Raw genomic sequence first — 25,771 nt, 5'->3', positions numbered from 1 at the left:
TGGACCACGGCGTGGTACGGCGCTCTCCGTCGTGCGACACGCCGTCGGGTGCACGGGGGAGAAGTCCCCTCCACCCTCCGGGGAGGGGCGTGACCTGCGACGACAGGGGAGTCGTGGGTGAAACTCGTGCGATTCGGCGCGACCGGTGGAGGGAAGTGGAGTAGCGTGGAGAGCCATGGAGAGGGAGAGGAGGTGCCGGGTGCATGTCAGCCGTCATGGACGACGTCCTCGGTGGGTCCTCCGGCCTGCTCCTGGGCACCTTCACCCCGCGCCTGGACGACAAGGGCCGGCTGATCCTGCCTGCGAAGTTCCGCCCGCGGCTCGCGTCCGGTCTCGTCATGACCCGAGGGCAGGAGAGGTGCCTGTTCCTCCTGCCGATGGACGAGTTCCGGCGCATGTACGACCAGGTGCGTCAGGCGCCTGTCACGAGCAAGCAGGCGCGCGACTACCTGCGCGTGTTCCTCTCCGGGGCGAGCGACGAGATACCGGACAAGCAGGGCCGTGTCTCCATCCCGGCGACGCTGCGCACGTACGCCGGGCTCGACCGGGAGGTCGCGGTGATCGGTGCCGGGACCCGCGTGGAGATCTGGGACGTGCAGTCCTGGGAGACCTATCTCGCGGAGCAGGAGTCCTCCTACGCCGACACGGCGGAGGAGGTGTTCCCGGAGCTGCGCTTCTGAACCTGCTCAGCACGAGCTGCCCGTCCGGTGAGGTCTCCTCCCGCCCGTTCTGACGCACTTCCCCGGCGCCAGAAGGACGCGGAGGGAGACCTGACCGGATGGCCACGCCACCTCGGACTTCCCCGAGGACCTGCGACGACCGAAGGAGGAGACGTGCCGACGACACCCGACGACGCCGCCGCGCGGCACGTCCCCGTGCTGCTGCAGCGCTGCGTCGACCTGCTCGCCCCGGCGCTCGTCGAGCCCGGCTCCGTGCTCGTCGACTGCACCCTCGGCATGGGTGGGCACAGCGAGGCGGTGCTGGACCAGATCCCCACGGCGAGCGTCGTGGGGATCGATCGTGATCCCGAGGCGATCGAGCGGGCCGGGGCGCGGCTCGCTCGCTTCGGCCCGCGGTTCCGCGCGGTCCACGCGGTCTACGACGAGATCGCGGACGTCGTGGAGCCCGGCAGCGTGCAGGGCGTGCTCATGGACCTCGGGGTCTCGTCCCTGCAGATCGACGAGGGGGAGCGCGGCTTCTCCTACGCCCAGGACGCGCCGCTGGACATGCGCATGGACCCGAGCGTCGGCCGCACGGCCGCCGACGTGCTCAACACGTACGACGAGCGCGCGCTCGCGAGGGTGCTGCGCGAGTACGGCGAAGAGCGCTTCGCGTCCCGCATCGCGCGGGGCGTCGTCCGGCACCGCGCCGAGCGGCCCTGGGACCGCAGCGCCGACCTGGTCGACCTCGTGCGTGCGTCGATCCCCGCGGCGACCCGTCGCACCGGCGGCAACCCTGCGAAGCGGACGTTCCAGGCGCTGCGGATCGAGGTCAACCAGGAGCTCGAGGTGCTCGCCCGGGCAGTGCCCGCCGCGGTGGACGCGCTCGCCGTCGGCGGCCGCATCGTCGTCGAGTCCTACCACTCGCTGGAGGACCGGATCGTCAAGCGCGAGCTCGCCGCCGGAGCGACGGTCAGCGCTCCGCCAGGGCTGCCGGTGGTGCCGGCGGACGACGAGCCCTACCTGCGGCTGCTGACGCGTGGAGCCGAGGAGGCCGACGACGCCGAGCGCGAACGCAACCCACGGTCCGGGTCGGTCCGCCTGCGGGCGGCCGAGCGGGTCCGGGCGACACCAGACCGTCGACGACCTCGACGGCGTCAGGAACGACACGGGGAGAGTGCCACATGAGCGCTTCGACGTCCGCGGCCACGAGCCGTCCGCCCGCGCGCAGCGCACGACCTGCGACGCGCCCGACGGTCAGCGGCCGTCCCGCGCTCACGGCGCTGCCCGGTGGCGCGGTCGACCGCGGCACCCGCTCGCGCCTGGAGCTCGTGCGCGCACCGCTGCAGGCGCGCTCGCGCGTGCCGTTCCTCGTGGTCTGCATGTCGGTGCTGGGCACCGCGCTGCTGCTCGCGCTCGTGCTCAACACCTCGATGGCCCGCGGCTCGTACGAGATGTCGGACCTGCGGCGGGAGATGGGGCGGGTGGCCGAGGACACGCAGTCCCTCCAGTCAGCGGTCCGCGAGGCCGAGGCGGCGCTGCCCGATCGCGCCCGTGCGCTCGGCATGGTCGAGGCCGAGGACCCCGCGATGGTCCGGCTCTCGGACGGTGCCGTGGTGGGTGCCGGCGGGAAGGACGAGGACCGGCCATGACGCAGGGCCGCTCGAACCAGACGGCGACCCGTCGTGCGGGCGGCTCGCGCGCCACGAGCACGGCCCGTCCCACCTCGGCGGCGCGCCGGCCCACGCGCTCGTCGGGCCGGACCCGCGCGCCGGCGACCGCGCGCGCGTCGGGCACCGGTCGCTCCGCAGGCACGTCGCGCGGCACCGCGACGCCGGCACGTCCCGGTCGGGCACAGCCGCCGACGCGTCCGCCACGGCCCGCACGCCCCGGCCGTCCGCCGCGCGAGCCCGGTCGACCGGAGCGCCGTCAGCGCTGGCTCATGGCGATCACGACCCTGATCGTGGTGCTGTTCGTCGGGCGCCTCGTGCAGGTCCAGGTGTTCGAGGGGCCGGCGCTCGCGCAGGCTGCGCGGGACGAGCGGATGCGGAGCACGACGGTTCTCGCGCACCGGGGCGACATCACCGACGCCGACGGGGTCGTGCTCGCGACCTCGGTCGACCGCTACACGATCGTGGCGGACCAGCAGGCGATCGCCGACTTCACCCCGCGGGACGGCGACGTCGTCGACGGCGAGCCGCTCACCGAGGGCGGTGCCGTCGGCGTCGCGAAGCTCCTCGCGCCGGTGCTGGGCCGCTCCGCGCCGGAGCTCGCGGCGGACCTCAACGGCGAGTCCCGGTACAAGGTCCTCCAGCACGACGTCGTGCCGGAGGTCCAGCGGGCGATCGCCGACCTCGGTCTCGGCGCCTACGTCATCACGGAGCCCACGAGCGAACGGACCTACCCGGCCGACACCGTCGCGGGCAACCTCGTCGGGTACGTCAACTCGAGCCAGGAGGGCATGGGCGGCATCGAGTCGGCCTACGACGACGTCCTGGCAGGGACCGCGGGATCGCGCGACTGCGAGGTGGGGCTGGGGGGACAGCTCATCCCCACCGGTGAGTGCACGGCGGTCGATCCCGTCCCGGGCGAGGACGTGCGGCTGACCCTCTCGCGCGACGTGCAGTGGAAGGCGCAGGACTCGGTCGACCGGGCGGTGCGCGAGAGCGGCTCGGACTACGGGATCGCCGTCGTGGAGAAGGTCGGCACGGGGGAGATCCTCGCGCTCGCGGACTCGGGCACGGTCAACCCGAACAACAGGGAGACGGACGCGGTGTCTCGTCCCAGCCGGGCCGTGTCGAACGTGTTCGACCCCGGGTCGACGGGCAAGGTGGTCACGATGGCCGCGGCGCTCGAGGGCGGCTACGCGAAGGTCGACTCGCAGTTCGAGGTGCCCTTCATGTACACGACGGAGAACGGTCAGACGTTCCGCGACTCGCACGAGCACGGGGTCGAGCGGCTGACGCTGGCCGGCGTGCTCGCGGAGTCGTCCAACACGGGCACGGTGCAGGTCGGCGAGAAGATCCCGCGGCAGGTGCGGTACGACTACCTCCACAAGTTCGGGTTCGGGCAGTACACCGGTCTCGGCCTGCCCGGCGAGTCGGCCGGGATCCTGCACCCCGCCGACTCGTGGGACGGGCGCACCGAGTACGCGGTGCTCTTCGGGCAGAGCGTGTCGGTGAACGCGGTCCAGGCCACGAGCGTGTTCGCCACCGTCGCGAACGGCGGCCTGCGGATGACGCCTCGCGTCGTCGCGGGCACCACCGACGTCTCGGGCGACCTCGCACCCCTGCCGGCGGACGAGCCGCAGCGCGTGGTCTCCCAGGAGACGGCCGACACCGTGCTGCACATGATGGAGTCGGTCGTGGAGGAGGGCACCGGGGCCGCCGCCGAGGTGCCCGGGTACCGCGTGGCAGGCAAGACCGGCACGGCCGAGGCCGCCGGTGCGGACGGGAAGCTCTCGGGGATCATGGCCTCGTTCATCGGCGTGGCACCTGCCGACGACCCGCAGTACACGGTCTCCGTGTTCCTCAAGAACCCCCGCACGTCGATCTACGGTGGCGTGGTCGCTGCGCCGGTGTTCAGCGACATCATGGGGTTCACGCTCGAGCACGAGGGTGTGCCGCCCAGCTCGGAGCCGTACGTCCCGCTCCCCACGACCTGGTGACCGGGCCACGGGTCGCCCCGTCGCTCCGTGAAGGTCCCGTGAAGCATCCTCATCGGGCGCACGCGGGGCCGCCGTGCCTGCGGGGCCGCTCCCGGTGGCACGGTAGGTTTGCGCTCGTGACATCCCCGATCGACCGCTTCCGTCCCGTCGCGAGCGCGCACCGCACGCTGCAGGAGCTGGCCGCGAGGTTCGACCTGGAGGTCCGCGGCGCCGGAGCGGACAGGACCGGCCATGTCGAGATCGGGTCCGTCGCCTCCGACGACCGCACGGTCGGCGAGGGCGAGCTCTTCGTCGCGCTGCCCGGCGCGCGGGCGCACGGTGCGGCGTTCGCGGGCGCGGCGGTGGCCCGCGGCGCACGGGCCGTGCTGACCGATCCCGCGGGCGCGGCCCTGCTGGCGGACGCCGCGGTCGCCGTGCCCGTCCTGGTCGCGGCCGACCCCCGCGAGCTGCTCGGACCGGTGGCGGCCTGGGTCTACGGGGAGCCGGCGGAGCGGCTCACCACGTTCGGCGTCACCGGGACGAACGGCAAGACCACGACCACCTACCTCGTCGACCACGTCCTGCGTGCCCTCGGGTGGAAGACCGGCCTGGTCGGTACCGTCGAGACGCGCTCGGGGGACCGCGTCCTCGCGAGCCGGCTGACGACCCCGGAGGCCGCGGACCTGCAGGCGGTCCTCGCGACGATGGTCGAGGACGAGGTCCGGACGCTCGCGATGGAGGTGTCGTCGCACGCCCTCGCGCTGCACCGGGTCGACGGCCTCGTGTTCGACGTCGTCGGGTTCACGAACCTCAGCCAGGACCACCTGGACTTCCACGGCGACCTGCAGTCCTACTTCGAGGCCAAGGCGACGCTGTTCACGCAGCAGCACGCGCGCCGTGGTGTCGTGGTGGTCGACGACGCCTGGGGAGAGCGCATGGTCGGCGCCGCGCAGGTGCCGGTCACGACGCTGCGCGTCGGCCCGGCCGCGGACGCGGGGACGACCGGGGCCGCGACGGCCGACTGGAGCGTCGCCGACGTCGTCCCGGCGCCCGGCGGGACGGCCTTCACGCTGCGTCACCGCGACGGGGTGCAGGTCCGCACGACGACGTCCCTGCCCGGGCACTTCAACGTCGCCAACGCGGCGCTCGCCCTGACGATGGTGCTCGAGGCCGGCACCGACCCGCGTGACCTCGAGGCGGCGCTGGACGCCGCGGGAGGACTCACCGCCGCCGTGCCGGGGCGGATGGAGGTCGTGTCCGAGCCGCCGCACGCGCCGCGCGTCGTCGTGGACTTCGCGCACAACCCGGACGCTCTCGCCCTCGCGATCGAGGCGCTGCGCCCGACGACGACGGGCCGGCTCGTCGTCGTCTTCGGTGCCACGGGAGACCGTGACCGGGGCAAGCGGCCGACGATGGGCGCGGTCGCGGTCGACGGCGCGGACGTCGTCGTGGTGACCGACGACGACCCCCACGGCGAGGACCCGGCTGCCGTCCGCGCGGAGGTGCTGCCGGGTGCGCACGCCGCGCGCGACGTCGCCGCCGCCGCTCCGGAACCACGTCACGTCGTGGTGTCCGAGGTCGCGCCCCGCGCCCGGGCGATCCACGACTCGATCCTCGCGGCGGCGCCCGAGGACACGGTGCTGGTCGCCGGTCGCGGTCACGAGGTGTGGCAGGAGGTCGCGGGCGTCGACCTGGCGCTCGACGACCGGGTCGAGGCGCGCGCCGCGCTCGCGGCCCGGGCCGCTCGGTCGGGACCGTCCGCCCCAGCAGCCCCACCCTCCCGGCACGACCGGCCGCAGACCGTTCAGCAGCACGACCCGAAGGAGCCCCACGCATGATCGAGCTCACTGCGGCACAGGTCGCCGCAGCGACCGGCGGGCGCCTCGCAGCGGACGCCGAGGTGCTGGTGCGCGGCCCGGTCGTCGTCGACTCACGTCGCGTGCAGGCCGGTTCGCTCTTCGTCGCCCTGCCCGGCGAGCACGTCGACGGGCACGACTACGCCGTCGCGGCCGTCGCCGCCGGTGCGACGCTCGTCCTGGCAGGGCGCGAGCTGGACGTGCCGTGCGTCGTGGTCGACGACGTGCAGGCGGCTCTCGGCGAGCTCGCCCGGCACGTGCTGGCGACCCTGCGCGCCGAGGGCGACCTGCGCCTCGTCGGCATCACGGGGTCGGTCGGCAAGACGACGACCAAGGACCTGCTCGGACAGCTGCTCGGCCCGCACGGGTCGACCGTCGTCCCGCGCGGGTCCTTCAACAACGAGATCGGCCTGCCCCTGACCGTGCTCGAGGCGACGCGCGAGACCCGCTTCCTCGTCCTGGAGATGGGGGCGAGCGGCGTCGGGCACCTGACGTACCTGACGCGCATCGCCCCGCCCGACGTCGCGGTCGTGCTGACCGTGGGCAGCGCGCACCTCGGGGGGTTCGGCGGCATCGAGGGGGTCGCGCGCGCGAAGGCCGAGATCGTCACCGGTCTGGCGGCGGGCGGGACGGCGGTCCTCAACGCCGACGACCGGCGCGTGGTCGCGATGGCCGAGGTCGCGCCCGGCGCCGTCGTCACGTTCGGGACCATCCCGTCCGCAGACGTCCGCGCCGAGGACCTCGCCATCGACCGCGCCGGTCGCGCGTCGTTCACCCTGCGGGTACGCCACGACGGCGGCGAGGAGCGCACCCCCGTGACGCTCGCCCTCGTCGGCGAGCACCACGTCACGAACGCGCTCGCCGCCGCGACCGCCGCGCTGCAGCTCGGCCTGCGCCCCGCGGACGTCGCGGCAGGGCTGGCGGGCGCGAGCGCGCTGAGCCCGCACCGCATGCAGGTCACGGACCGCCCCGACGGCATCACCGTCATCGACGACTCCTACAACGCCAACCCGGACTCGATGCGTGCGGCCCTGCGGGCGCTCGCGGTCATGGCCGGGCGGGAGCGACGCTCGGTCGCCGTCCTGGGCGAGATGCTCGAGCTCGGAGAGGGCTCGCGCGCGGCGCACGACGAGATCGGCCGGCTCGTGGTCCGGTTGAACATCAAGCTCCTCGTCGTGGTCGGTGAGGGCGCCGGCGGGTTCCACGACGGCGCCACGCAGGAGGGCTCGTGGGGCGACGAGGTCCGGTTCGCGCCGGACGTCGAGGCGGCGACGGCCCTGCTGCGGGACGAGCTGAGGGAAGGGGACGTCGTGCTCGTGAAGGCGTCCAACGGGTCCGGGCTGTGGCGGCTCGGTGACGAGCTCGCCGCCCCGGACGCGACCGGACGGGCGGGTGGCGACGCATGATCGCCGTCCTCGTCGCGGCCGGCGTGGCGCTGGTCGTCGCGCTGCTGGGCACACCGTTGTTCATCCGGTTCCTCGTGCGCCGCAACTACGGCCAGTTCGTCCGCCAGGACGGGCCGACCGCCCACTTCACCAAGCGCGGCACACCCACGATGGGCGGTGTCGTGATCATCGGCGCCACGCTCGTCGGCTGGGCGATGTCCTACGTGGTCTCCGGCCGGTGGCCCAGCGTGTCCGCGCTCCTGGTCCTGTTCCTCATGACCGGCCTCGGCCTGGTCGGGTTCCTGGACGACTTCACCAAGATCAAGAAGCAGCGCAGCCTCGGACTGACGGCGCGTGCGAAGATCGTCGGCCAGGGCGCGGTCGGGATCACGTTCGCGGTGCTCGCGCTGCAGTTCCCGAACGCGAACGGCCGCACGCCCGCCTCGACGCGGATCTCGTTCCTGCGCGACACGAACCTGGACCTCGCGTTCGCCGGCGTGACCGTCGGGCTGATCCTGTTCGTCGTCTGGGCCAACTTCCTCATCACCGCGTGGTCGAACGCCGTGAACCTGACGGACGGGCTCGACGGCCTGGCGACCGGGGTCTCGCTCATCGTCTTCGGCTCGTACGTGCTGGTCGGCATCTGGCAGCTCAACCAGACGTGCCAGCGCCTCGCGTCGGCCGGTCCGAGCTGCTACGAGGTCCGGGACCCGCAGGACCTGGCGATCGTGGCGGCCGCGATCGTCGGTGCGTGCTTCGGCTTCCTGTGGTGGAACGCGAGCCCGGCCAGGATCTTCATGGGCGACACCGGCTCGCTCGCGCTCGGCGGCGCGCTGGCGGGCCTGTCGATCTTGTCGCGCACCGAGGTGCTCGCGGCCATCCTCGGCGGGCTGTTCGTCATCATCGTGCTCTCGGACATCATCCAGATCGGGTTCTTCAAGATGACCGGCCGACGCGTGTTCAAGATGGCGCCGCTCCACCACCACTTCGAGCTCTCCGGCTGGGGCGAGGTCACGATCGTCATCCGCTTCTGGCTCATCGCAGGGCTGTTCGCCGCGCTGGGCATCGGGATCTTCTACGCGGAGTGGGTGGTCGGGTAGTGCCGCGCGCCTCCCACGACAGGCAGGACGGGCACGAGCCGGCGGTCCCCCTCGAGCGGGCACGCGTCGTCGTCGCCGGCCTCGGGGTGTCCGGTCGCGCGGCGGCCGCGGCGCTCGCACCGCGAGCGGGGAGCGTCCGCACCGTCGACGCACGGGCGACCGACGCGGACCTGCACGACGTGGCCGCGGTGGACCTGGCCACCACCGACCTCGTCGTCGTCTCGCCGGGCTGGGCGCCGGACCACCCTCTGCTCGTCGCGGCGCGTCGGCACGCCGTGCCCGTGTGGAGCGAGGTCGAGCTCGCGTGGCGGTTGCGCGTCCCCGGTCCGTCCGGGGCCCCGGCACCGTGGCTCGCCGTCACGGGGACGAACGGGAAGACCACGACGGTGGAGATGCTCCAGTCGGTCCTCGTCGCGTCGGGCCGTCGCGCGCGCGCCGTGGGGAACGTGGGCACGCCCGTCGTGGAGGCCGCCCTCGACCCGACCGTCGACGTGCTGGCCGTCGAGCTCTCGAGCTTCCAGCTCCACCACACCTGGACGACGTCCCCCGAGGCGTCCGTCGTGCTCAACGTCGCGCCCGACCACCTCGACTGGCACGGTGGCCTCGACGCCTACGCGGCGGACAAGGGACGCGTCTACACCGACGTCCGCGTCGCCTGCGTCTACAACGTCGCCGACCCCCGCACCCTGGCTCTCGTCGAGGAGGCCGACGTGCTCGAGGGGGCTCGCGCGGTCGGGTTCACGCTCGGGGCGCCGGCCCGGGGACAGCTCGGCGTGGTCGACGGCGTCCTGGTGGACCGTGCGTTCCACGCGCCGTCCGACGCGCGCGACCGGCACACGTACGCCGCCGAGCTCGCCACGCTCGCCGACCTGGCCCACCTCGGCGGGCCGGACGGCGTCGTCCCGGGGCACGTGCTCGCGGACGCGCTCGCCGCCGCCGCCCTCGCACGCGCGCACGGCGTGGACGCGACGGCGGTGCGCGACGGAATGCGGGCCTTCCGGTCCGGGGCGCACCGGATCGAGGTCGTCGCGACCGTCGACGGTGCCGCGTACGTCGACGACTCGAAGGCGACGAACGCGCACGCCGCGGCGGCGTCCCTCGCGTCGTTCGCGGCGGGCACCGTGGTCTGGATCGCCGGTGGTCTCGCGAAGGGCGCGTCGTTCGACGAGCTCGTGGCCACGCAGCGCGACCGGCTGCGCGCCGTCGTGCTCGTCGGGGCCGACGCCGAGCCGTTCGCGACGGCACTGTCTCGACACGCGCCCGATATCCCCGTCGTCCGGGTCGATCCTGGTGACACTGGGACCGTGATGATCCGCGCCGTCGACTCCGCCCGCGCGCTGGCCCGATCCGGGGACACGGTCCTGCTCGCGCCGGCGGGCGCCTCGATGGACCAGTTCCGCTCGTACGCCGCACGCGGCGAGGCCTTCGCCGCCGCCGCTCGTGCGCTGGCGTCCGAGCACCGGTAGCCCATGACGCAGACGGCGAGCCGTGGCACGGCGACCGCACGGCCCGCCGCGGAGCCCGAGCGGCCGTGGCTCGGGCAGTGGAACAGCGCGGTGACGAGCTTCTACCTCCTGGTCGGTGCGACCACCCTGCTCACCGTGATCGGCGTGGTCATGGTGTTCTCGAGCTCGGCCGTGACCGAGATCGCGGCGGGCCGTTCGCCGTACGTCGCGTTCCTGAACCAGGCGCGGTTCGCCCTCATCGGCCTCCCGCTGCTGCTCGTGTGCGCGCGCCTGCCCGTGCGCTGGTACAAGCGCCTCGCGTGGCCGGGGCTCCTGATCGCGCTGGGACTTCTCGTCGCGGTCGTGCTGGTCGGCACGTCGGTGGGCGGGAACACGAACTGGATCCCTCTCGGTTCGTTCCGCTTCCAGCCGTCCGAGCTCGCGAAGCTGGCCCTCGCGCTCTGGCTCGCGATGGTGCTCGGCCGCAAGCAGCGACTGCTCGGGCAGTGGCGCCACGTGCTGCTCCCCGCGGTTCCGGGAGCGCTCGCGGTCGTCGGGCTCGTGCTGGGCGGGAACGACCTCGGGACGGCGCTCGTCATCATGCTCCTCGTCGCCGGCGCGTTCTTCGTCTCCGGCGCCGACGCCCGGCTCCTGTTCGGCGGTGCGGCGGTCGCCGCGTTCGTCGTCGCCTACGTCTTCATCTACCTCCAGCACGGCAGCGACCGGCTGAACCGCATCGCGGCGGTGTACGGGGAGTGCACCGACCTGGCGGACGAGTGCTACCAGTTCACCCACGGGTTGCGGGCGCTCGGCACGGGCGGCGTGACGGGCGTCGGTCTCGGTGCCAGCCGGGAGAAGTGGAGCTATCTGCCGGAGGCGCACAACGACTTCATCTTCGCCGTGATCGGCGAGGAGCTCGGGCTGCTCGGCACGCTGCTGGTGCTCGGGCTGTTCGTCCTGCTCGGCCTCGCGATGAGCCGCGTCGTGCGCCGCCACGACGACCCGTTCGTCAAGATCGCGACGGCGGCGATCGCGTGCTGGATCGTCGGGCAGGCGCTCGTCAACATCGGCGTCGTCGCCGGTCTCCTGCCCGTGATCGGGGTCCCGCTCCCGTTGGTGTCGGCCGGTGGGACCGCGCTCATCACGACGATGGCGGCACTCGGCGTCGTCATCTCCTTCGCCCGCAGCGAGCCGGGCGCTGCGGAGGCGTTCGCCGCCCGCGGAAGCGTCGTGCGACGATCGCTCGCGGTGGTCGGGCGCTCGGCGCGACGCTCGCGGCGTGCCCCCTGACCAGGGTGTCGACCCAGGACGGAACCCCAGCGACGGCCGACCGGTCGGCCGCACGAGCGCGGCCCGGCCGCGAGGAGAGGACGACAGCACACGTGACGACGATCGGATCGGTGGTACTCGCCGGAGGCGGGACGGCAGGGCACGTCAACCCGCTGCTTGCCGTGGCGGACGAGCTGCGCGGGCGCGAGCCCGGTGTGGTGATCACGGCGCTGGGTGTGCAGGGAGGGCTCGAGGACGACCTCGTGCCGGCGAGAGGCTACCCGTTGCGCCACGTCCCCCGCGTCCCGTTGCCGCGCCGGCCGAGCACCGAGTGGGTCAACCTGCCCGGCCGGTTCAAGGCCGCGGTCGACGCCGCCGGTGCGGCGATCGACGAGACGGGCGCGCGCGTGGTCGTGGGTTTCGGCGGCTACGTGTCCACCCCCGCCTACGTCGCGGCGAAGCGGCGCGGCGTCCCCGTCGTCGTCCACGAGCAGAACGCGCGCCCCGGTCTCGCGAACCGCGCCGGAGCGCGCTGGGCCGCGGCCGTGGGCGTGACGTTCCCCGGCACCCCCCTCAAGGGCGGGGTCGTCACCGGGCTGCCGCTGCGACGCGAGATCGCGGACCTCGTGCGTGCGCGCGAGGTCGACGCCCCGACCACTCGCGCGGACGCCGCCGGAGCCCTCGGCCTCGACCCCGAACGCGCCACGCTGCTCGTGACGGGCGGTTCGCTGGGTGCGCTGTCCCTCAACCAGGCCGTGTCCGGGGCGGCGGGAGACCTGGCCGCAGCGGGCGCCCAGGTGCTGCACCTGACGGGCAAGGGCAAGGCCGACACGGTCCGTGCGGCCGTCGCCGCAGCCGGGGTGGAGGGGTACGACGTGCGCGAGTACCTTGCCGAGATGCAGCTCGCGCTCGCCGTCGCGGACCTCGTCGTCTGCCGTGCGGGGGCCGGCACGGTGAGCGAGCTGGCGGCGCTCGGCATCCCCGCGGTGTACGTGCCGCTGCCGATCGGCAACGGAGAGCAGCGACTCAACGCGGCACCCGTGGTCGAGGCAGGGGGCGGGCTCCTCGTGGACGACGCCGAGCTCTCCGTGGCGTGGGTGGCGCAGCGCGTGCCCGCGCTGCTCGCCGACAGCGACCGGCTCGCCGCGATGGCGGGAGCGGCCGCAGGTGCAGGCGTGCGCGACGGAGCGGCCCGCGTCGCGGACCTCGTCGTCCGCGCGGTCGAGGAGCGGCGATGACGCCGGAGCGCACGGGAGAGGTACCGGGACTCGCCGAGCTCGGTGTCGTCCACCTCGTCGGCGTCGGTGGGGCCGGGATGTCCGTCGTCGCACGCCTCCTCGTCGCGCACGGCGTCGTCGTCCAGGGCTCCGACGCGACGGGCTCGACGACGCTCGACGAGCTCGCCGCGAGCGGCGTGCGCACGTGGGTGGGGCACGACGCCGCGCACGTCGCGGGCGCGGACACCGTGGTGGTCTCCAGCGCGGTGCGCGAGACCAACCCGGAGCTCGCCGCCGCCAGGTCCGCGGGACTGCGGGTGCTGCACCGCTCGCAGGCGCTCGCGGCCCTCATGGCCGCCGGCCGGTCGGTCGCCGTGGCGGGGGCGCACGGCAAGACGACGACGTCCGCGATGGTCGCCACGGTGCTCCGCTCCGCGGGCGTCGACCCGTCCTTCGCGATCGGAGGGACCGTCGTGACCGAGGACGGTGTCGTCCCCGGCGGGCATCTCGGGGCCGGGGACGTCCTGGTCGCGGAGGCGGACGAGTCCGACGGCTCGTTCCTCGCCTACGCGCCCGACGTCGCCGTCGTGACGAACATCGAGCCGGACCACCTGGACCACTACGGGACCCGCGCGGCGTTCGAGCAGGCGTTCGTCGACTTCGCCGAGCGCGTCGTCCCCGGCGGTGCCCTCGTGGCGTGCGCGGACGACCCGGGGTCCCGCGAGCTCGCGGCAGCGCGCCGTGCCGCCGGGGCGCACGTCGTGACGTACGGGACGGCGGACGACGCGGACCTGGTCCTGCGCGACGTCGACCCCGCACCCGTCGACGCACTCGGGGGCGTGCGCGCGACGCTCGTCGGTCGGGTCGACGGGCTCGACGTCGGACCGCTCGAGCTCCGGCTGCGCGTGCCGGGTCATCACAACGCGCTCAACGCGACGGCGGCGGTCGTGACGGCGGTCCTGCTCGGGGTGGCGCCCGAGCGCGCGGTCGCCGGCGCGGCGACGTTCTGCGGCACCGGCCGCCGGTTCGAGGCCCGCGGGGAGGCGGGTGGCGTACGGGTGATCGACGACTACGCCCACCACCCCACCGAGATCCGGGCGTTGCTCGCGGCGGCCCGTACGGTCGTGGGCGCCGGTCGCCTCGTCGTGCTGTTCCAGCCGCACCTCTACTCGCGGACGCGGACGTTCGCGACCGAGTTCGCCGACGCGCTGGGCGCGGCGGAGACGGTCGTGGTCACCGGGGTCTACGCGGCACGCGAGGACCCCGAGCCCGGGGTGGGTGCACGTACGATCGTCGACCTCATGGCACCGGGCGCGGGCATCGCGGTCGAGGATCGCGTCCAGGCCGCGCACCGGGTGGCCGACGCCGCCCGGCCCGGCGACGTCGTGCTCACCGTCGGTGCGGGCGACGTGACCGAGCTCGGTCCCCTCGTGCTCGAGAGACTGGCTGCCCGCACGGAGCGTGACGACTGATGCGCCCGCCCCCTCGCCCCCGCACGCCTCCGAGCGCTCGTCCGTCGGCGCCGCCGGCCGAGCCTCGCGCGGAGCCCGCGCCGCGGGCGCCGGCGGCACCGCGGACTGGCGAGCGGGATACGTCACGGCGTGGCTCGGCGTCGGCGCCGCCGGTGCGCCGTCGTGCCTCCCGGGAGGAGGTCGTGCCGGCCCCGCCGCGGGTCCCGGGTCCGCCCCCGCGTGGCGCCGGCCCGGTCCCGCGGCCCCCGACCGGGCCGGTCGGCGTGGTGTCGCACGGGATGGCCGACCGCCTCGCGGAGCGCGAGGCGATGCGCCGGCACCGTGTGCTGCGACGGGTCGTCCTGTGGACGGTCGCGGCCGTCGCGACCGCGGGGATCGTCTGGGCCGCGCTCTTCTCCCCGCTGCTCGGGCTCGACCCGGACGACGTGCGGGTCAGCGGTGAGGGGACCGTGGTGGACCCGGCCGAGGTCACGGCCGTGGCCGCACGGTCGCAGGGCGTGCCGCTGCCGCGCCTCGACACGGTGGCGATGCGCGACGAGGTGCTCGGGCTGAACGGTGTGCGTGACGTCACGATCCGACGTGCCTGGCCGCACGGTCTCGTCCTGCGGCTCACCTCGCGCGAGCCGGTGGCGGCGGTGCCCGTCGACGACGGCTTCGCGCTGCTCGACGCCGAGGGGGTCCGGGTGCGGACGGACGATGCCGAGCCCGAGGGGCTGCCCGTCGTGGACGTACCGCTCGACGACGAGGGCGCCGTGGCGCTGGCGGCGGCGCTCGTCGTGCTCAACGCTCTGCCGGCGGACCTGCACGCCGAGGTCGCGGAAGTCTCGGCGCGCACGCGCGACACCGTCGAGATGCGGCTGCGCGACGGTGCACTGGTGGTCTGGGGAGGGGGCGGCGACGTGGCGCTCAAGGTCCGGGTCCTGCAGACCCTGCGCGCCCTCCCGGAGAACGCGGACGTGACGGTGTTCGACGTGTCGGTCCCGACCACGCCGGTCACCCGGTGAGGTGGGCACGCGGGGACGCCGGAGGCTGCAGGAATGATCGACGACACGCGCGCGCGGGTCGTTGATGAAGGTGGTGCGGACCCCTACGGTCAACTCATGGCACCACCTGACATAACTATAACCCTCTAGTTGAGGGTGAAGGTTCAGGCTGACAGATCGAGAGGCATTGACGTGGCAACTCCGCAGAACTACCTAGCGGTGATCAAGGTGGTCGGCATCGGCGGCGGGGGCGTGAACGCCGTCAACCGGATGATCGAGGTCGGCCTCAAGGGTGTCGAGTTCATCGCCATCAACACCGACGCCCAGGCGCTCCTGATGTCCGACGCCGACGTGAAGCTCGACGTCGGCCGCGAGCTGACGCGCGGGCTCGGGGCCGGCGCCGACCCGGAGGTCGGCAAGAAGGCCGCCGAGGACCACGAGGAGGAGATCGAGGACGTCCTGCGGGGCGCCGACATGGTCTTCGTGACCGCGGGCGAGGGCGGCGGCACCGGCACGGGCGGTGCGCCGGTCGTCGCACGGATCGCCCGGTCGCTCGGCGCGCTGACGGTCGGCGTCGTGACCCGGCCCTTCACGTTCGAGGGGCGGCGCCGCGGTGTGCAGGCGGACCAGGGGATCGAGGCCCTGCGCAACGAGGTCGACACCCTGATCGTCATCCCCAACGACCGTCTGCTGTCGATGTCCGACCGCAGCGTGAGCGCGCTGCAGGCCTTCCACCAGGCCGACCAGGTGCTGCTCTCCGGGGTCCAGGGCATCACGGACCTCATCACGACACCCGGTCTGATCAACCTCGACTTCGCGGACGTGAAGTCGGTCATGCAGGGCGCCGGGAGCGCCCTCATGGGCATCGGGTCCGCGCGCGGCGAGGACCGGGCGGTCCAGGCGGCCGAGCTCGCGATCTCGTCACCGCTGCTCGAGGCCAGCATCGACGGCGCGCACGGTGTGCTCCTGTCGATCCAGGGTGGCTCGGACCTCGGCCTGTTCGAGATCAACGAGGCGGCGCGCCTCGTCCACGAGGCCGCCCACACCGAGGCGAACATCATCTTCGGCGCGGTCATCGACGACGCCCTGGGCGACGAGGTGCGGGTCACCGTCATCGCCGCCGGGTTCGACGGGGGCGCTCCGCAGGTCCGGGGGGACTCGCGCGCGCTCGGTCAGGTCGCGTCCGGCGCGAGCCGGCCCGCGACGAGCGCGATCCCTGCGGTGCCGGGTCCCCGGCAGACGGGGCAGGACGTCCCGCCGCCTGCGCCGACCACCGGGGCGCACACGCTCCCGCGCCCGCTCGTGCCGATCCAGGGTGACGCCGACGACGTCCCCGTCTCGCTCGACGGGGGTGGGCGTCCGGTCCCGGTCGGTCCTGGCGAGCAGTTCCGGGTGGTCGGCGCGACCGAGGACCCGAACCAGAACACGGAGCGGAGCCCCGGCGGGCAGAACCCCGGGGTCGACGTCCCGCCGCGGATCTACGACGAGGAGCCCGTGCGGCGCAAGGTCGAGGACCTCGACGTCCCGGACTTCCTGAAGTAGACCGTGTCCCCGGGGACCCCGACGGCACGGCAGGTCGGCTCCGTGCCGGTGGAGCACGGAGCCGGCTCGGCGACGACCTCGCTGCTCGAGGTCGACCTCGGGCCGGGCATCCGTGCCGGCTTCACGACGCGCCACGGCGGCATCTCGCCGAGCCCGTGGGAGTCGCTCAACCTCGGGCTCGGGGTCGGCGACGACCCGGCGCGGGTGCGGTCGAACCGTGCCCGCGTCGCGGACCTCGTGGGCGTACCGGTGCTCTTCGGCACCCAGGTGCACGGCACGCACGCGCTCACGGTGTCCGGCCCAGGGGAGCCGTCCGCCGGGGTCGGGCAGGGCGTCCCCGGCGCGGCCGGGACCGGGGCGCGTCTGCCACCGGACAGCGTCGGCGAGGCGGACGCCCTGGTCGCGGCAGCGACCGGCGCGGTGGGCGTGCTCGTCGCCGACTGCGTGCCCGTCCTCCTGGCCGACCCCACGTCGCGCGTGGTCGCCGCGGTCCACGCGGGTCGGCGCGGGCTGGTTCATGGTGTGGTGGGGACGGCGCTGCGCGCGATGGCCCTGGCCGGTGCGCGCCTGGACCGGGTGCGCGCCGTCGTCGGACCGTGCGCGTGCGGAACCTGCTACGAGGTGCCGGCCACCATGCGGGACGACGTCGCGGCCGGTCGGCCCACCACGCGCTCGACGACGACGTGGGGGACCGCGGCGCTCGATCTGCCGGCCGGCGTGGAGGCGGACCTGGTGTCCGGCGGCGTGCAGCACGTCACGCGCGTGCGGGCGTGCACGATCGAGGACGATCGGTTCTACTCCCACCGCCGTGCGACCCGGGGCGGGCTGCGCAGCGGACGCTTCGCAGGTGTCGTCGCGCTCACGGACTGACGTGCACCGACCTCCGCACCGAGCTGCACGGTTCGCCCGTGCCGGGCGTGTCGTCCCGGACCTGACGTCGCGGCTCGGCTAGCGTGGCGGGACCGGCCGCAGGTCGGAGGTCCGAGGTGGCGAGTGAGGACGGAGCTAGGCCCATGGCTGGAGCACTGCGCAAGACCATGCTGTATCTGGGCCTCGCAGATGATCGAGGCGAGGACGAGCAGGACGAGTACGTCGAGGAGTACGACGAGACGGGGGCTGACGTGCCGAACGACTACCAGGCCCAGGTGACTCCGCTGCATCGCGGACTCGGTCCGCGCGAGGTCCCGCAGACCTCGATGTCGGCCTCGGAGCTGCGCCGCATCACGACCGTGCACCCGCGGTCGTACAACGACGCCCGGGTGATCGGCGAGGCGTTCCGGGGAGGGACGCCGGTCATCATGAACCTCTCCGACATGGACGACGCCGACGCGAAGCGGCTCGTGGACTTCTCCGCCGGCCTGATCTTCGGGCTGCACGGCGCGATCGAGCGGGTGACCAACAAGGTGTTCCTCCTCTCGCCCGAGCACGTCGAGATCACGGGCGAGGAGCAGGCGCCGCCCCCGCAGAGCACCTCGGCGTTCTACAACCAGTCCTGACCGCGCACGCGTCGCCGACCTCGGTGACATGCACGCACGCGTCCTGAGCACCCGTCGCCGGGTGCTCGCGGCGCGTGTCGTGCGTTCGGGATGCCTGACGACGTCTGGCACAGTTGTCCCGTGATCTGGGACCTCGTCACCGACATCCTCGGCCTGCTGCTCTGGCTGTACCTCCTGCTGCTCATCGGTCGGCTCGTGCTCGACTGGGTGCAGTTCTTCGCGCGGGAGTGGCGACCTCGCGGTGCGATGCTCGTGCTGGCGGAGGTGATCTACACCCCGACCGATCCGCCCCTGCGCGCGATCCGCCGCGTGATCCCGCCTCTGACGCTCGGGCAGGTACGGCTCGACCTGGCGTTCCTCATCCTGTTCTTCGCGGTGACGATCGCGGCGCAGGTCGTGTCGGCACTGTGAGGCGTATCTCACCGTCGGACCGCCGCAACCGCGTCCGAGTGGCCGCTACGTCCGGTTCGCCCGTCGACGGTCCGTGCGCCACGCCGCGCAGCACGGTGGGTACGCCCGACCGAACGCCGTAATCTCCGCTACTTTGGACCGTGGTGACCGCGAGGTCTTCCGGACCGACACGCAAACGCAACGAGGTGAACCGATGGCACTGCTGACTGCAGAGGACATCCTGAACAAGAAGTTCTCAGCGACGAAGTTCCGCGAGGGCTACGACGTCGAAGAGGTCGACGACTTCTTGGACGAGGTCGTCAGGACGCTCAACTCCGTGCAGGAGGAGAACGAGGGGCTCAAGTCGAAGCTCGCCACGGCCGAGCGCCGGATCGCCGAGCTCAGCCGTCAGGACGCGTCCTCCGAGGCGCCTCCGGTCGTCCACGACGCGCCGGCGGAGCCAGAGCCGCAGCCGGCGCCCACGCCTGCTCCGGCACCGATCTCCCAGGCCGTCGTCCAGAAGGGCGGCGCCGAGCCGGAGTCCGCGACGGGAATGCTCCAGCTGGCCCAGAAGCTGCACGACGACTACGTGCGCTCCGGCCAGGAGGAGGGTGACCGCCTGATCGCCGAGGCGAAGTCCGAGGGCGAGCGCATCGTGACGGAGGCGGAGGAGACCTCCCACCGGACGCTGTCGCAGCTCGAGCAGGAGCGGTCGCTCCTCGAGCGCAAGATCGACGAGCTCCGGCTGTTCGAGCGCGACTATCGCACGCGCCTCAAGAGCTACCTGCAGAACCTCCTGGGCGACATCGACAACCGGGGGAGCGCGCTGCCGCCTCGCAGCAACGTCGGTGGCGCCGGCGGTCGTTCCGGCGACCTCGCCTCCGGCATCTGACTCCTGCGTGCAGTCGGCCACGGCCGGTGCGCCCCACCTGCGATCTTCCGCCCCGCGGCGGTCGGCGTGGTGTGTTGTGCGCACCGGCCGCCAGCGTCTACTGTCGCGGAACTTGATCCAGGAGGGGCGCCATGACCAAGCTCACCACCGCGGCCAGGTCGGCCGTGCGCGAGACCTTTCCCAACCTTGCGAAGGACGTGAGGTCCTTCCCCGTGCGCGACGGGGAGGACCCGTGGACGCTGCGTGAGATCGAGGCGCTCGCCTCAGGGCTGCTCGACGAGAAGCAGCGCCTCGAGGAAGAGCTCGAGGCCGCCGACGCCGAGCTGTCCAACCTCCTGCGCAACTCGGGCGACGGCGCCGGCGACGACCAGGCCGACTACGGGTCGAGCGCGCTCGAGCGTGAGCAGGAGCTCACCCTCGTCAACAACGTGCGCGACCTGCTCGCTCAGACGACCCACGCGCTCGCACGCATCGCCGACGGCACGTACGCCACGTGCGAGGCGACCGGGCTGCCGATCGGCAAGGCTCGGCTGCAGGCGTTCCCGCGCGCCACGCTGTCGGTCGAGGCGAAGCAGCGCCAGGAGCGTCGCTGACCGGACGGTCGGTGACCGGCTTCCGCCGTCGGGGGCCGGGCATGGCAGACTTGCCGCCGATGTCCCACACCGAACCCCCTGCCGCGCCCGAGCCGTCGGAGCCTGCCGCGACGACCGCGCGTCGTCGGCTCGTCGGCCTGACCGCCTCGATCGCGCTCCTCGTCCTCGCCGCGGACCAACTCACCAAGTGGTGGGCGGAGTCCGACCTCGAACAGGGCGAGGCCCCGGTCCCGGTCCTCGGCGACCTGATCTCGCTGCGCCTCGTCTACAACGACGGCGCGGCGCTGTCGATCGCGAGCGGCATGACCTGGCTCCTGACGATCGTGGTGGTCGCGGTCGTGGTCGTGATCGTGCGCATGATGGGCAGGATCCGGTCGCGTGGGTGGGCGCTGGCGCTCGGCCTCCTGCTCGGCGGAGCGGTCGGCAACCTCGTGGACCGGTTGTTCCGCGAGCCGGGATTCGCCCGCGGTGAGGTCGTGGACTTCATCGCCTACGCGGACTTCTTCGTCGGCAACGTGGCGGACATCGCGATCGTCGCCGCCGCCGTCATGATCGCGATCCTCTCCGTGCTCGGCGTCGGTCTCGACGGCTCGCGGCCCGGTCACGGCACCCCGTCCGAGCCTGCCGAGGGCTCGGACGACGACGTCGACGTGGCCACGGGACCGGTCGAGGGGCCGCTCGGTGCCGGGGAGCCGTCGGAGCTCTCGGACCCGGCCACGGGTGACGCCGCGGGAGAGGCGCAGGGCCACCGATGAGCCTGCGGTCGCTCCCCGTTCCCGACGGGCTGGCCGGCGAGCGCGTCGACGCGGCGATCGCGCGGCTCCTGGGGCTCTCACGCACGCGCGCGGCCGAGCTCTCCGCCGACGGCCGGGTCCGGCTCGACGGTCGCGAGGTCGGGAAGTCGGACCGGCTGCCCGCCGGGGCGTGGCTCGAGGTCGACGTACCGGACGTCGCGCCTCCCGGCCCGCCGGTCGTCGCCGAGCCCGTCCCGGGGATGCGCATCGTGCACGACGACGACGACCTCGTCGTGGTCGACAAGCCGGTCGGCGTGGCCGCGCACCCGTCTCCCGGCTGGACCGGGCCGACCGTCGTCGGCGCGCTCGCGGCGGCCGGCTACCGCATCTCCACGTCGGGCGCCGCGGAGCGCCAGGGCGTGGTGCACCGACTCGACGTCGGGACCTCCGGTCTCATGGTGGTGGCCAAGAGCGAGACCGCCTACACCGCCCTCAAGCGGGCGTTCAAGGAGCGGACGGTCGACAAGGTCTACCACGCGCTCGTCCAGGGGCATCCCGAGCCCACCACCGGCACGATCGACGCCCCGATCGGACGTCACCCGAGCAACGCCTGGAAGTTCGCCGTCACGGCGGAGGGCAAACCGTCCGTGACGCACTACGAGCTGCTCGAGATGCTGCCCGCCGCGTCCCTCGTCGAGGTGCACCTGGAGACCGGGCGCACCCACCAGATCCGGGTGCACTTCTCCGCGCTGCACCACCCGTGCGTCGGAGACCTGACCTACGGCGCGGACCCGGTCCTGGCCTCGCGTGTCGGGCTCACCCGCCAGTGGCTGCACGCCGTGCGGCTCGGGTTCGAGCATCCGGGGACCGGCCGCTGGTTCGAGGTCGGGTCCGAGTACCCGGAGGACCTCCAGCACGCGCTGGAGGTCGTGCGCGGGGCATACACGTGAGCGGGGACGGTGCGGCCGCCGCGCAGTCCTCGGGACGGTTCGCCGTCGAGCGCGTGCGCGACGACGCCGGGCTCGCCGCCGCCCACGCGCTGCGGCTCGAGGTCTTCGTCGCCGAGCAGGGCGTCCCGGTGGAGGAGGAGGTGGACGACCTCGACACCGCGACCACGACGACGCACGTGCTCGTGCGGGACACGACGGCCGGTGGTGCCGTCGTGGGGACGGGGCGCCTGCTGACCGATCCCGGTCACCCGGGCGTCGTGCACGTCGGTCGGGTCGCCGTCGCCGCGGTGGCGCGGGGGACCGGGGCGGGCGCCGCGGTCATGACCGCACTGGAGGACGTCGCGCTGGCCGAGCACGCGGTACGGGGCGGGGGCGGTCGACGGACGGTCCGGGTCGAGCTCTCCGCACAGGTCCGTGCCGCGGGGTTCTACGCACGGCTCGGGTACGAGATCCAGGGCGCGGTCTACCTCGACGCCGGGATCGACCATCGCGACGCCGTGAAGGTCGTCGTCGCCCGCTGAGCCGCCGCGGCGCTCGGGGGATGTCTGCGCCACGGCCTAGGATCGACGCATGCCGACCTCGAGCCCGTCGACGAGCGACGACTTCGTCCACCTGCACGTGCACACCGAGTACTCGATGCTCGACGGGGCGGCGCGGATCGGGGACCTCTTCGACGAGGTGGACCGCCTCGGGCAGAAGGCGATCGCGACGACGGACCACGGGTACGTCTTCGGGGCGTTCGACTTCTGGTCCAAGGCTCAGGCCAAGGGGATCAAGCCCATCATCGGTGTCGAGGCGTACGTCACGCCGGGCACGAGCAGGACCGACCAGACGCGCGTGCGGTTCGGCGAGAAGGGCCAGGAGTCCGACGACGTCTCGGCCCGCGGCGCCTACACGCACATGACGTTGCTCGCGAAGGACAACGAGGGCCTGCACAACCTCTTCCGTGCGTCGTCGCTCGCGTCGCTCGAAGGCCAGATGGGCAAGTGGCCGCGCATGGACCGCGACCTGCTGCAGCGGTACGGCAAGGGACTCATCGCGACGACGGGATGCCCGTCGGGCGAGATCCAGACGCGGCTGCGGCTCGGTCAGTGGGACGAGGCGGTGCGCGCCGCGGGCGAGCTGCAGGACCTCTTCGGCAAGGACTCGTACTTCGTCGAGCTCATGGACCACGGCCTCGACATCGAGACGCGTGTCACCAAGGACCTGCTGCGTCTCGCGGAGACCATCGGGGCACGGACCGTCGCCACGAACGACCTGCACTACGTGCGCGAGGAGGACGCCTCGAGCCAGGAGGCTCTGCTCGCCATCAACTCGGGCTCGACGCTCGACGACCCGGACCGCTTCAAGTTCGGTGGCACGGGGTACTACGTGAAGTCTGCCGCCGAGATGCGCCGGCTGTTCGCCGAGCTGCCCGAGGCGTGCGACAACACGTTGCTCATCGCCGAGCAGTGCGACGTGTCGTTCAACACGGCGGCGAACTACATGCCGCGCTTCCCGGTCCCCGACGGCGAGGACGAGACGAGCTGGTTCGTCAAGGAGGTCGAGCGGGGGCTGCACCGGCGCTATCCGGGCGGCGTGCCGGACGCGTCGCGCAAGCAGGCGGAGTACGAGACCGAGGTCATCGTCCAGATGGGCTTCCCGGGATACTTCCTGGTGGTGGCCGACTTCATCAACTGGGCCAAGGAGCAGGGGATCCGCGTCGGGCCGGGCCGCGGGTCGGCCGCCGGGTCCATGGCGTCCTACCTCATGGGGATCACGGAGCTGGACCCCATCGAGCACGGGTTGATCTTCGAGCGGTTCCTCAACCCCGAGCGCGTGTCGATGCCCGACGTCGACGTCGACTTCGACGAGCGTCGGCGCAGCGAGGTGATCCGGTACGTCACCGACAAGTACGGTGACGACCGCGTCGCCCAGATCGTCACGTACGGCACCATCAAGGCGAAGCAGGCGCTCAAGGACTCCGCACGCCTCCTGGGCTTCCCGTTCGCGATGGGGGAGAAGCTGACGAAGGCCATGCCCCCCGCCGTCATGGGCAAGGACATCCCGTTGTCGGGGATCTTCGACCCGAAGCACGAGCGGTACGCGGAGGCGGGAGAGTTTCGTCAGCAGCACGACGCGGACCCGGAGGCCCAGCGCGTCGTCGAGCTCGCGCGCGGGATCGAGGGGCTGAAGCGCCAGTGGGGCGTGCACGCCGCCGGCGTCATCATGTCGAGCGAACCGCTGATCGACATCATCCCGATCATGCGCCGCCCCCAGGACGGCGCGGTCATCACGCAGTTCGACTACCCGACGTCCGAGGGCCTCGGCCTGATCAAGATGGACTTCCTCGGGCTGCGGAACCTCACGATCCTCGACGACGCGCTCGAGAACATCGAGATGAACGGCAAGGACGCCGTCTCGATCGAGGAGATCCAGCTCGACGACGTCGCCACCTACCAGCTGCTCGCCCGCGGCGAGACGCTCGGGGTCTTCCAGCTCGACGGCGGCCCTATGCGCGCGCTCCTGCGGCAGATGCGACCGGACAACTTCGAGGACGTCTCGGCAGTCATCGCCCTCTACCGCCCGGGGCCGATGGGCATGAACTCGCACACCAACTACGCCTTGCGCAAGAACGGCCTGCAGAAGGTCGAGCCGATCCACCCCGAGCTCGAGGAGCCGCTGGCCGAGGTCCTGGGCGAGACCCACGGCCTCATCGTCTATCAGGAGCAGGTACAGCGTGCAGCGCAGGTCCTCGCCGGGTACACGCTCGGCCAGGCCGACCTGCTGCGTCGCGCGATGGGCAAGAAGAAGCCCGAGGTGCTGGCCAAGGAGTTCGTGAACTTCGAGGCGGGGTGCAAGGAGCGCGGGTACTCCGACGCGGCGATCAAGGCCGTGTGGGACGTCCTGGTGCCCTTCGCGGGGTATGCGTTCAACAAGGCGCACTCGGCGGGGTACGGCCTCGTCGCGTACTGGACCGCGTACCTCAAGGCGAACTACGCCACCGAGTACATGGCCGCCGTGCTCCAGAGCGTGCGCGACGACAAGGACAAGATGGCGCTCTACCTCAACGAGTGCCGCCGCATGCACATCACGGTCCTGCCGCCGGACGTGAACGACTCGGCCGCGAAGTTCACGGCCGTGGGCACGGACATCCGCTTCGGTCTGACCGCGGTGCGCAACGTGGGCGCGAACGTCGTCGCCGCGATCATCGCCGCGCGCGACGAGCAGGGCGCCTTCACGTCGTTCCAGGACTTCCTCGACAAGGTCCCCGCGGTCGTGTGCAACAAGCGCACGATCGAGTCGCTCGTCAAGGCGGGGGCCTTCGACTCCCTCGGGCATCCGCGGCGGGCGCTCGTGGTGATCCATGAGCAGGCCGTGGACTCGGTGATCAGCGTCAAGCGCAAGGAAGCCGAGGGCCAGTTCGACCTGTTCGCGGACCTCGGCGCGCAGGACGACCCCTCGATGACGTTCAGCGTCGACATCCCGGACCTGCCGGACTGGGACAAGAAGCAGCGTCTCGCGTTCGAGCGCGAGATGCTCGGGCTGTACGTCTCGGACCACCCGCTCTCGGGGCTCGAGCACGTCCTGACCCGGGCCGCCGACACGGGGATCGCGGCCCTCCTCGCCGACGAAGGCCGACCGGACGGGTCCACGGTCACGGTCGCCGGCCTGGTGACCTCGCTCCAGCGCAAGATGAGCAAGAACGGCAACCCGTGGGCGGCCGTGACCATCGAGGACCTCGAGGGCGCGGTCGAGGTGATGTTCTTCGGCGAGACCTATCTCGCGTACTCCACGACCCTCGCGGAGGACCAGGTCGTCGTGCTGCGCGGCCGGGTGCGTCGGCGTGACGACACGATGCAGCTGCAGGCCATGGAGGTCTCGCTACCGGACGTCACGGTCGGTCCGGAGTCGCCCGTCGCGGTCCGTGTGCCGCACACGCGGTGCGTCGAGCCGGTCGTCGCGCGGTTGCGCGAGGTCCTCGCGACGCACCCCGGCTCGGCCGAGGTGCACGTCCAGGTGCTCGAACCGGGCAAGACGACGGTCGTGCGGGCCGGCGACGCGCTGCGGGTCGAGAAGTCACCTGCACTCTTCGGCGACCTCAAGGCCTTGCTGGGACCGTCGTGCCTCGTGGGCTGAGCACCGCGTAGGCCGGCACCGGG

The 25,771-nt window shown here is 72.9% G+C and carries 22 protein-coding genes; all 22 read left to right on the top strand.

Going from position 1 to position 25,771, the window contains the following annotated elements:
* Positions 1 to 245: 245 nt before the first annotated feature.
* The 22 genes from mraZ to dnaE all read left to right on the top strand — a co-directional run bounded on the left by mraZ (position 246) and on the right by dnaE (position 25,748).
* Positions 246 to 680: a division/cell wall cluster transcriptional repressor MraZ gene (gene mraZ, locus IF651_RS09075; RefSeq protein ID WP_191828920.1), complete on the top strand. Its 435-nt coding sequence runs from the start codon at positions 246 to 248 to the stop codon at positions 678 to 680.
* Positions 681 to 833: 153 nt separating this feature from the next.
* Positions 834 to 1,847 (top strand): 16S rRNA (cytosine(1402)-N(4))-methyltransferase RsmH, encoded by a 1,014-nt coding sequence (gene rsmH, locus IF651_RS09070; RefSeq protein WP_191828790.1) that lies wholly within the window; start codon positions 834 to 836, stop codon positions 1,845 to 1,847.
* Positions 1,844 to 2,311, top strand: a complete 468-nt coding sequence (gene ftsL, locus IF651_RS09065; protein WP_191828789.1) for a cell division protein FtsL — start codon at positions 1,844 to 1,846, stop codon at positions 2,309 to 2,311. The genes rsmH and ftsL overlap by 4 nt, the downstream gene beginning before the upstream one ends.
* Entirely contained in the window at positions 2,308 to 4,326 is a 2,019-nt protein-coding gene (locus IF651_RS09060; RefSeq protein ID WP_191828788.1) for a peptidoglycan D,D-transpeptidase FtsI family protein, read from the top strand. The genes ftsL and IF651_RS09060 overlap by 4 nt, the downstream gene beginning before the upstream one ends.
* A gap of 116 nt (positions 4,327 to 4,442) precedes the next feature.
* The gene (locus IF651_RS09055) at positions 4,443 to 6,143 is read left to right on the top strand and encodes a UDP-N-acetylmuramoyl-L-alanyl-D-glutamate--2,6-diaminopimelate ligase (RefSeq protein ID WP_191828787.1); all 1,701 of its coding nucleotides are present in this window, start codon (positions 4,443 to 4,445) and stop codon (positions 6,141 to 6,143) included.
* Positions 6,140 to 7,567 (top strand): UDP-N-acetylmuramoyl-tripeptide--D-alanyl-D-alanine ligase, encoded by a 1,428-nt coding sequence (locus tag IF651_RS09050; protein ID WP_191828786.1) that lies wholly within the window; start codon positions 6,140 to 6,142, stop codon positions 7,565 to 7,567. The genes IF651_RS09055 and IF651_RS09050 overlap by 4 nt, the downstream gene beginning before the upstream one ends.
* Positions 7,564 to 8,646: a phospho-N-acetylmuramoyl-pentapeptide-transferase gene (gene mraY, locus IF651_RS09045; RefSeq protein ID WP_191828785.1), complete on the top strand. Its 1,083-nt coding sequence runs from the start codon at positions 7,564 to 7,566 to the stop codon at positions 8,644 to 8,646. Before IF651_RS09050 ends, mraY begins: the two co-directional genes overlap by 4 nt.
* A complete protein-coding gene (murD, locus tag IF651_RS09040; protein WP_191828784.1) occupies positions 8,646 to 10,112 on the top strand; it encodes a UDP-N-acetylmuramoyl-L-alanine--D-glutamate ligase in 1,467 nt (488 codons plus the stop codon). Before mraY ends, murD begins: the two co-directional genes overlap by 1 nt.
* Positions 10,113 to 10,115: 3 nt before the next feature.
* Complete coding sequence (gene ftsW / locus IF651_RS09035; protein WP_191828783.1) at positions 10,116 to 11,381, top strand: putative lipid II flippase FtsW; 1,266 nt, start codon at positions 10,116 to 10,118, stop codon at positions 11,379 to 11,381.
* 101 nt (positions 11,382 to 11,482) lie between these two features.
* Positions 11,483 to 12,598 (top strand): undecaprenyldiphospho-muramoylpentapeptide beta-N-acetylglucosaminyltransferase, encoded by a 1,116-nt coding sequence (gene murG, locus IF651_RS09030; RefSeq protein WP_422110472.1) that lies wholly within the window; start codon positions 11,483 to 11,485, stop codon positions 12,596 to 12,598.
* Positions 12,595 to 14,049 carry a UDP-N-acetylmuramate--L-alanine ligase gene (gene murC / locus IF651_RS09025; RefSeq protein WP_191828781.1) on the top strand — a complete coding sequence of 485 codons (1,455 nt, stop codon included), beginning with the start codon at positions 12,595 to 12,597 and terminating at the stop codon, positions 14,047 to 14,049. The genes murG and murC overlap by 4 nt, the downstream gene beginning before the upstream one ends.
* Positions 14,050 to 14,327: 278 nt before the next feature.
* Positions 14,328 to 15,053 carry a cell division protein FtsQ/DivIB gene (locus IF651_RS09020; RefSeq protein WP_241744281.1) on the top strand — a complete coding sequence of 242 codons (726 nt, stop codon included), beginning with the start codon at positions 14,328 to 14,330 and terminating at the stop codon, positions 15,051 to 15,053.
* 171 nt (positions 15,054 to 15,224) lie between these two features.
* Positions 15,225 to 16,574, top strand: a complete 1,350-nt coding sequence (gene ftsZ, locus IF651_RS09015) for a cell division protein FtsZ (RefSeq protein WP_191828779.1) — start codon at positions 15,225 to 15,227, stop codon at positions 16,572 to 16,574.
* Positions 16,575 to 16,616: 42 nt separating this feature from the next.
* Entirely contained in the window at positions 16,617 to 17,444 is an 828-nt protein-coding gene (locus tag IF651_RS09010; RefSeq protein ID WP_338403860.1) for a purine nucleoside phosphorylase YfiH/LACC1 family protein, read from the top strand.
* Positions 17,445 to 17,587: 143 nt separating this feature from the next.
* Positions 17,588 to 18,070 carry a cell division protein SepF gene (locus tag IF651_RS09005; RefSeq protein ID WP_191828778.1) on the top strand — a complete coding sequence of 161 codons (483 nt, stop codon included), beginning with the start codon at positions 17,588 to 17,590 and terminating at the stop codon, positions 18,068 to 18,070.
* A gap of 120 nt (positions 18,071 to 18,190) precedes the next feature.
* Positions 18,191 to 18,481 (top strand): YggT family protein, encoded by a 291-nt coding sequence (locus tag IF651_RS09000; RefSeq protein WP_338403859.1) that lies wholly within the window; start codon positions 18,191 to 18,193, stop codon positions 18,479 to 18,481.
* 193 nt (positions 18,482 to 18,674) lie between these two features.
* Positions 18,675 to 19,352 carry a DivIVA domain-containing protein gene (locus IF651_RS08995; RefSeq protein WP_191828776.1) on the top strand — a complete coding sequence of 226 codons (678 nt, stop codon included), beginning with the start codon at positions 18,675 to 18,677 and terminating at the stop codon, positions 19,350 to 19,352.
* Positions 19,353 to 19,483: 131 nt separating this feature from the next.
* Positions 19,484 to 19,945, top strand: a complete 462-nt coding sequence (locus IF651_RS08990) for a TraR/DksA family transcriptional regulator (protein ID WP_191828775.1) — start codon at positions 19,484 to 19,486, stop codon at positions 19,943 to 19,945.
* Positions 19,946 to 20,004: 59 nt separating this feature from the next.
* Entirely contained in the window at positions 20,005 to 20,700 is a 696-nt protein-coding gene (gene lspA, locus IF651_RS08985; RefSeq protein ID WP_191828774.1) for a signal peptidase II, read from the top strand.
* On the top strand, positions 20,697 to 21,629 hold the full coding sequence (locus IF651_RS08980) for an RluA family pseudouridine synthase (protein WP_191828773.1): 933 nt from the start codon (positions 20,697 to 20,699) through the stop codon (positions 21,627 to 21,629). The genes lspA and IF651_RS08980 overlap by 4 nt, the downstream gene beginning before the upstream one ends.
* Complete coding sequence (locus tag IF651_RS08975) at positions 21,626 to 22,150, top strand: GNAT family N-acetyltransferase (RefSeq protein WP_338403858.1); 525 nt, start codon at positions 21,626 to 21,628, stop codon at positions 22,148 to 22,150. The genes IF651_RS08980 and IF651_RS08975 overlap by 4 nt, the downstream gene beginning before the upstream one ends.
* 49 nt (positions 22,151 to 22,199) lie before the next feature.
* On the top strand, positions 22,200 to 25,748 hold the full coding sequence (dnaE, locus tag IF651_RS08970; RefSeq protein ID WP_191828772.1) for a DNA polymerase III subunit alpha: 3,549 nt from the start codon (positions 22,200 to 22,202) through the stop codon (positions 25,746 to 25,748).
* The last annotated feature ends 23 nt before the right edge of the window (positions 25,749 to 25,771 follow it).

Source organism: Cellulosimicrobium arenosum, from assembly GCF_014837295.1.
GTDB lineage: Bacteria > Actinomycetota > Actinomycetes > Actinomycetales > Cellulomonadaceae > Cellulosimicrobium > Cellulosimicrobium arenosum.
Note: the sequence above shows the minus strand (reverse complement) of the source record. Positions and strands in the feature narration are given on the sequence as shown.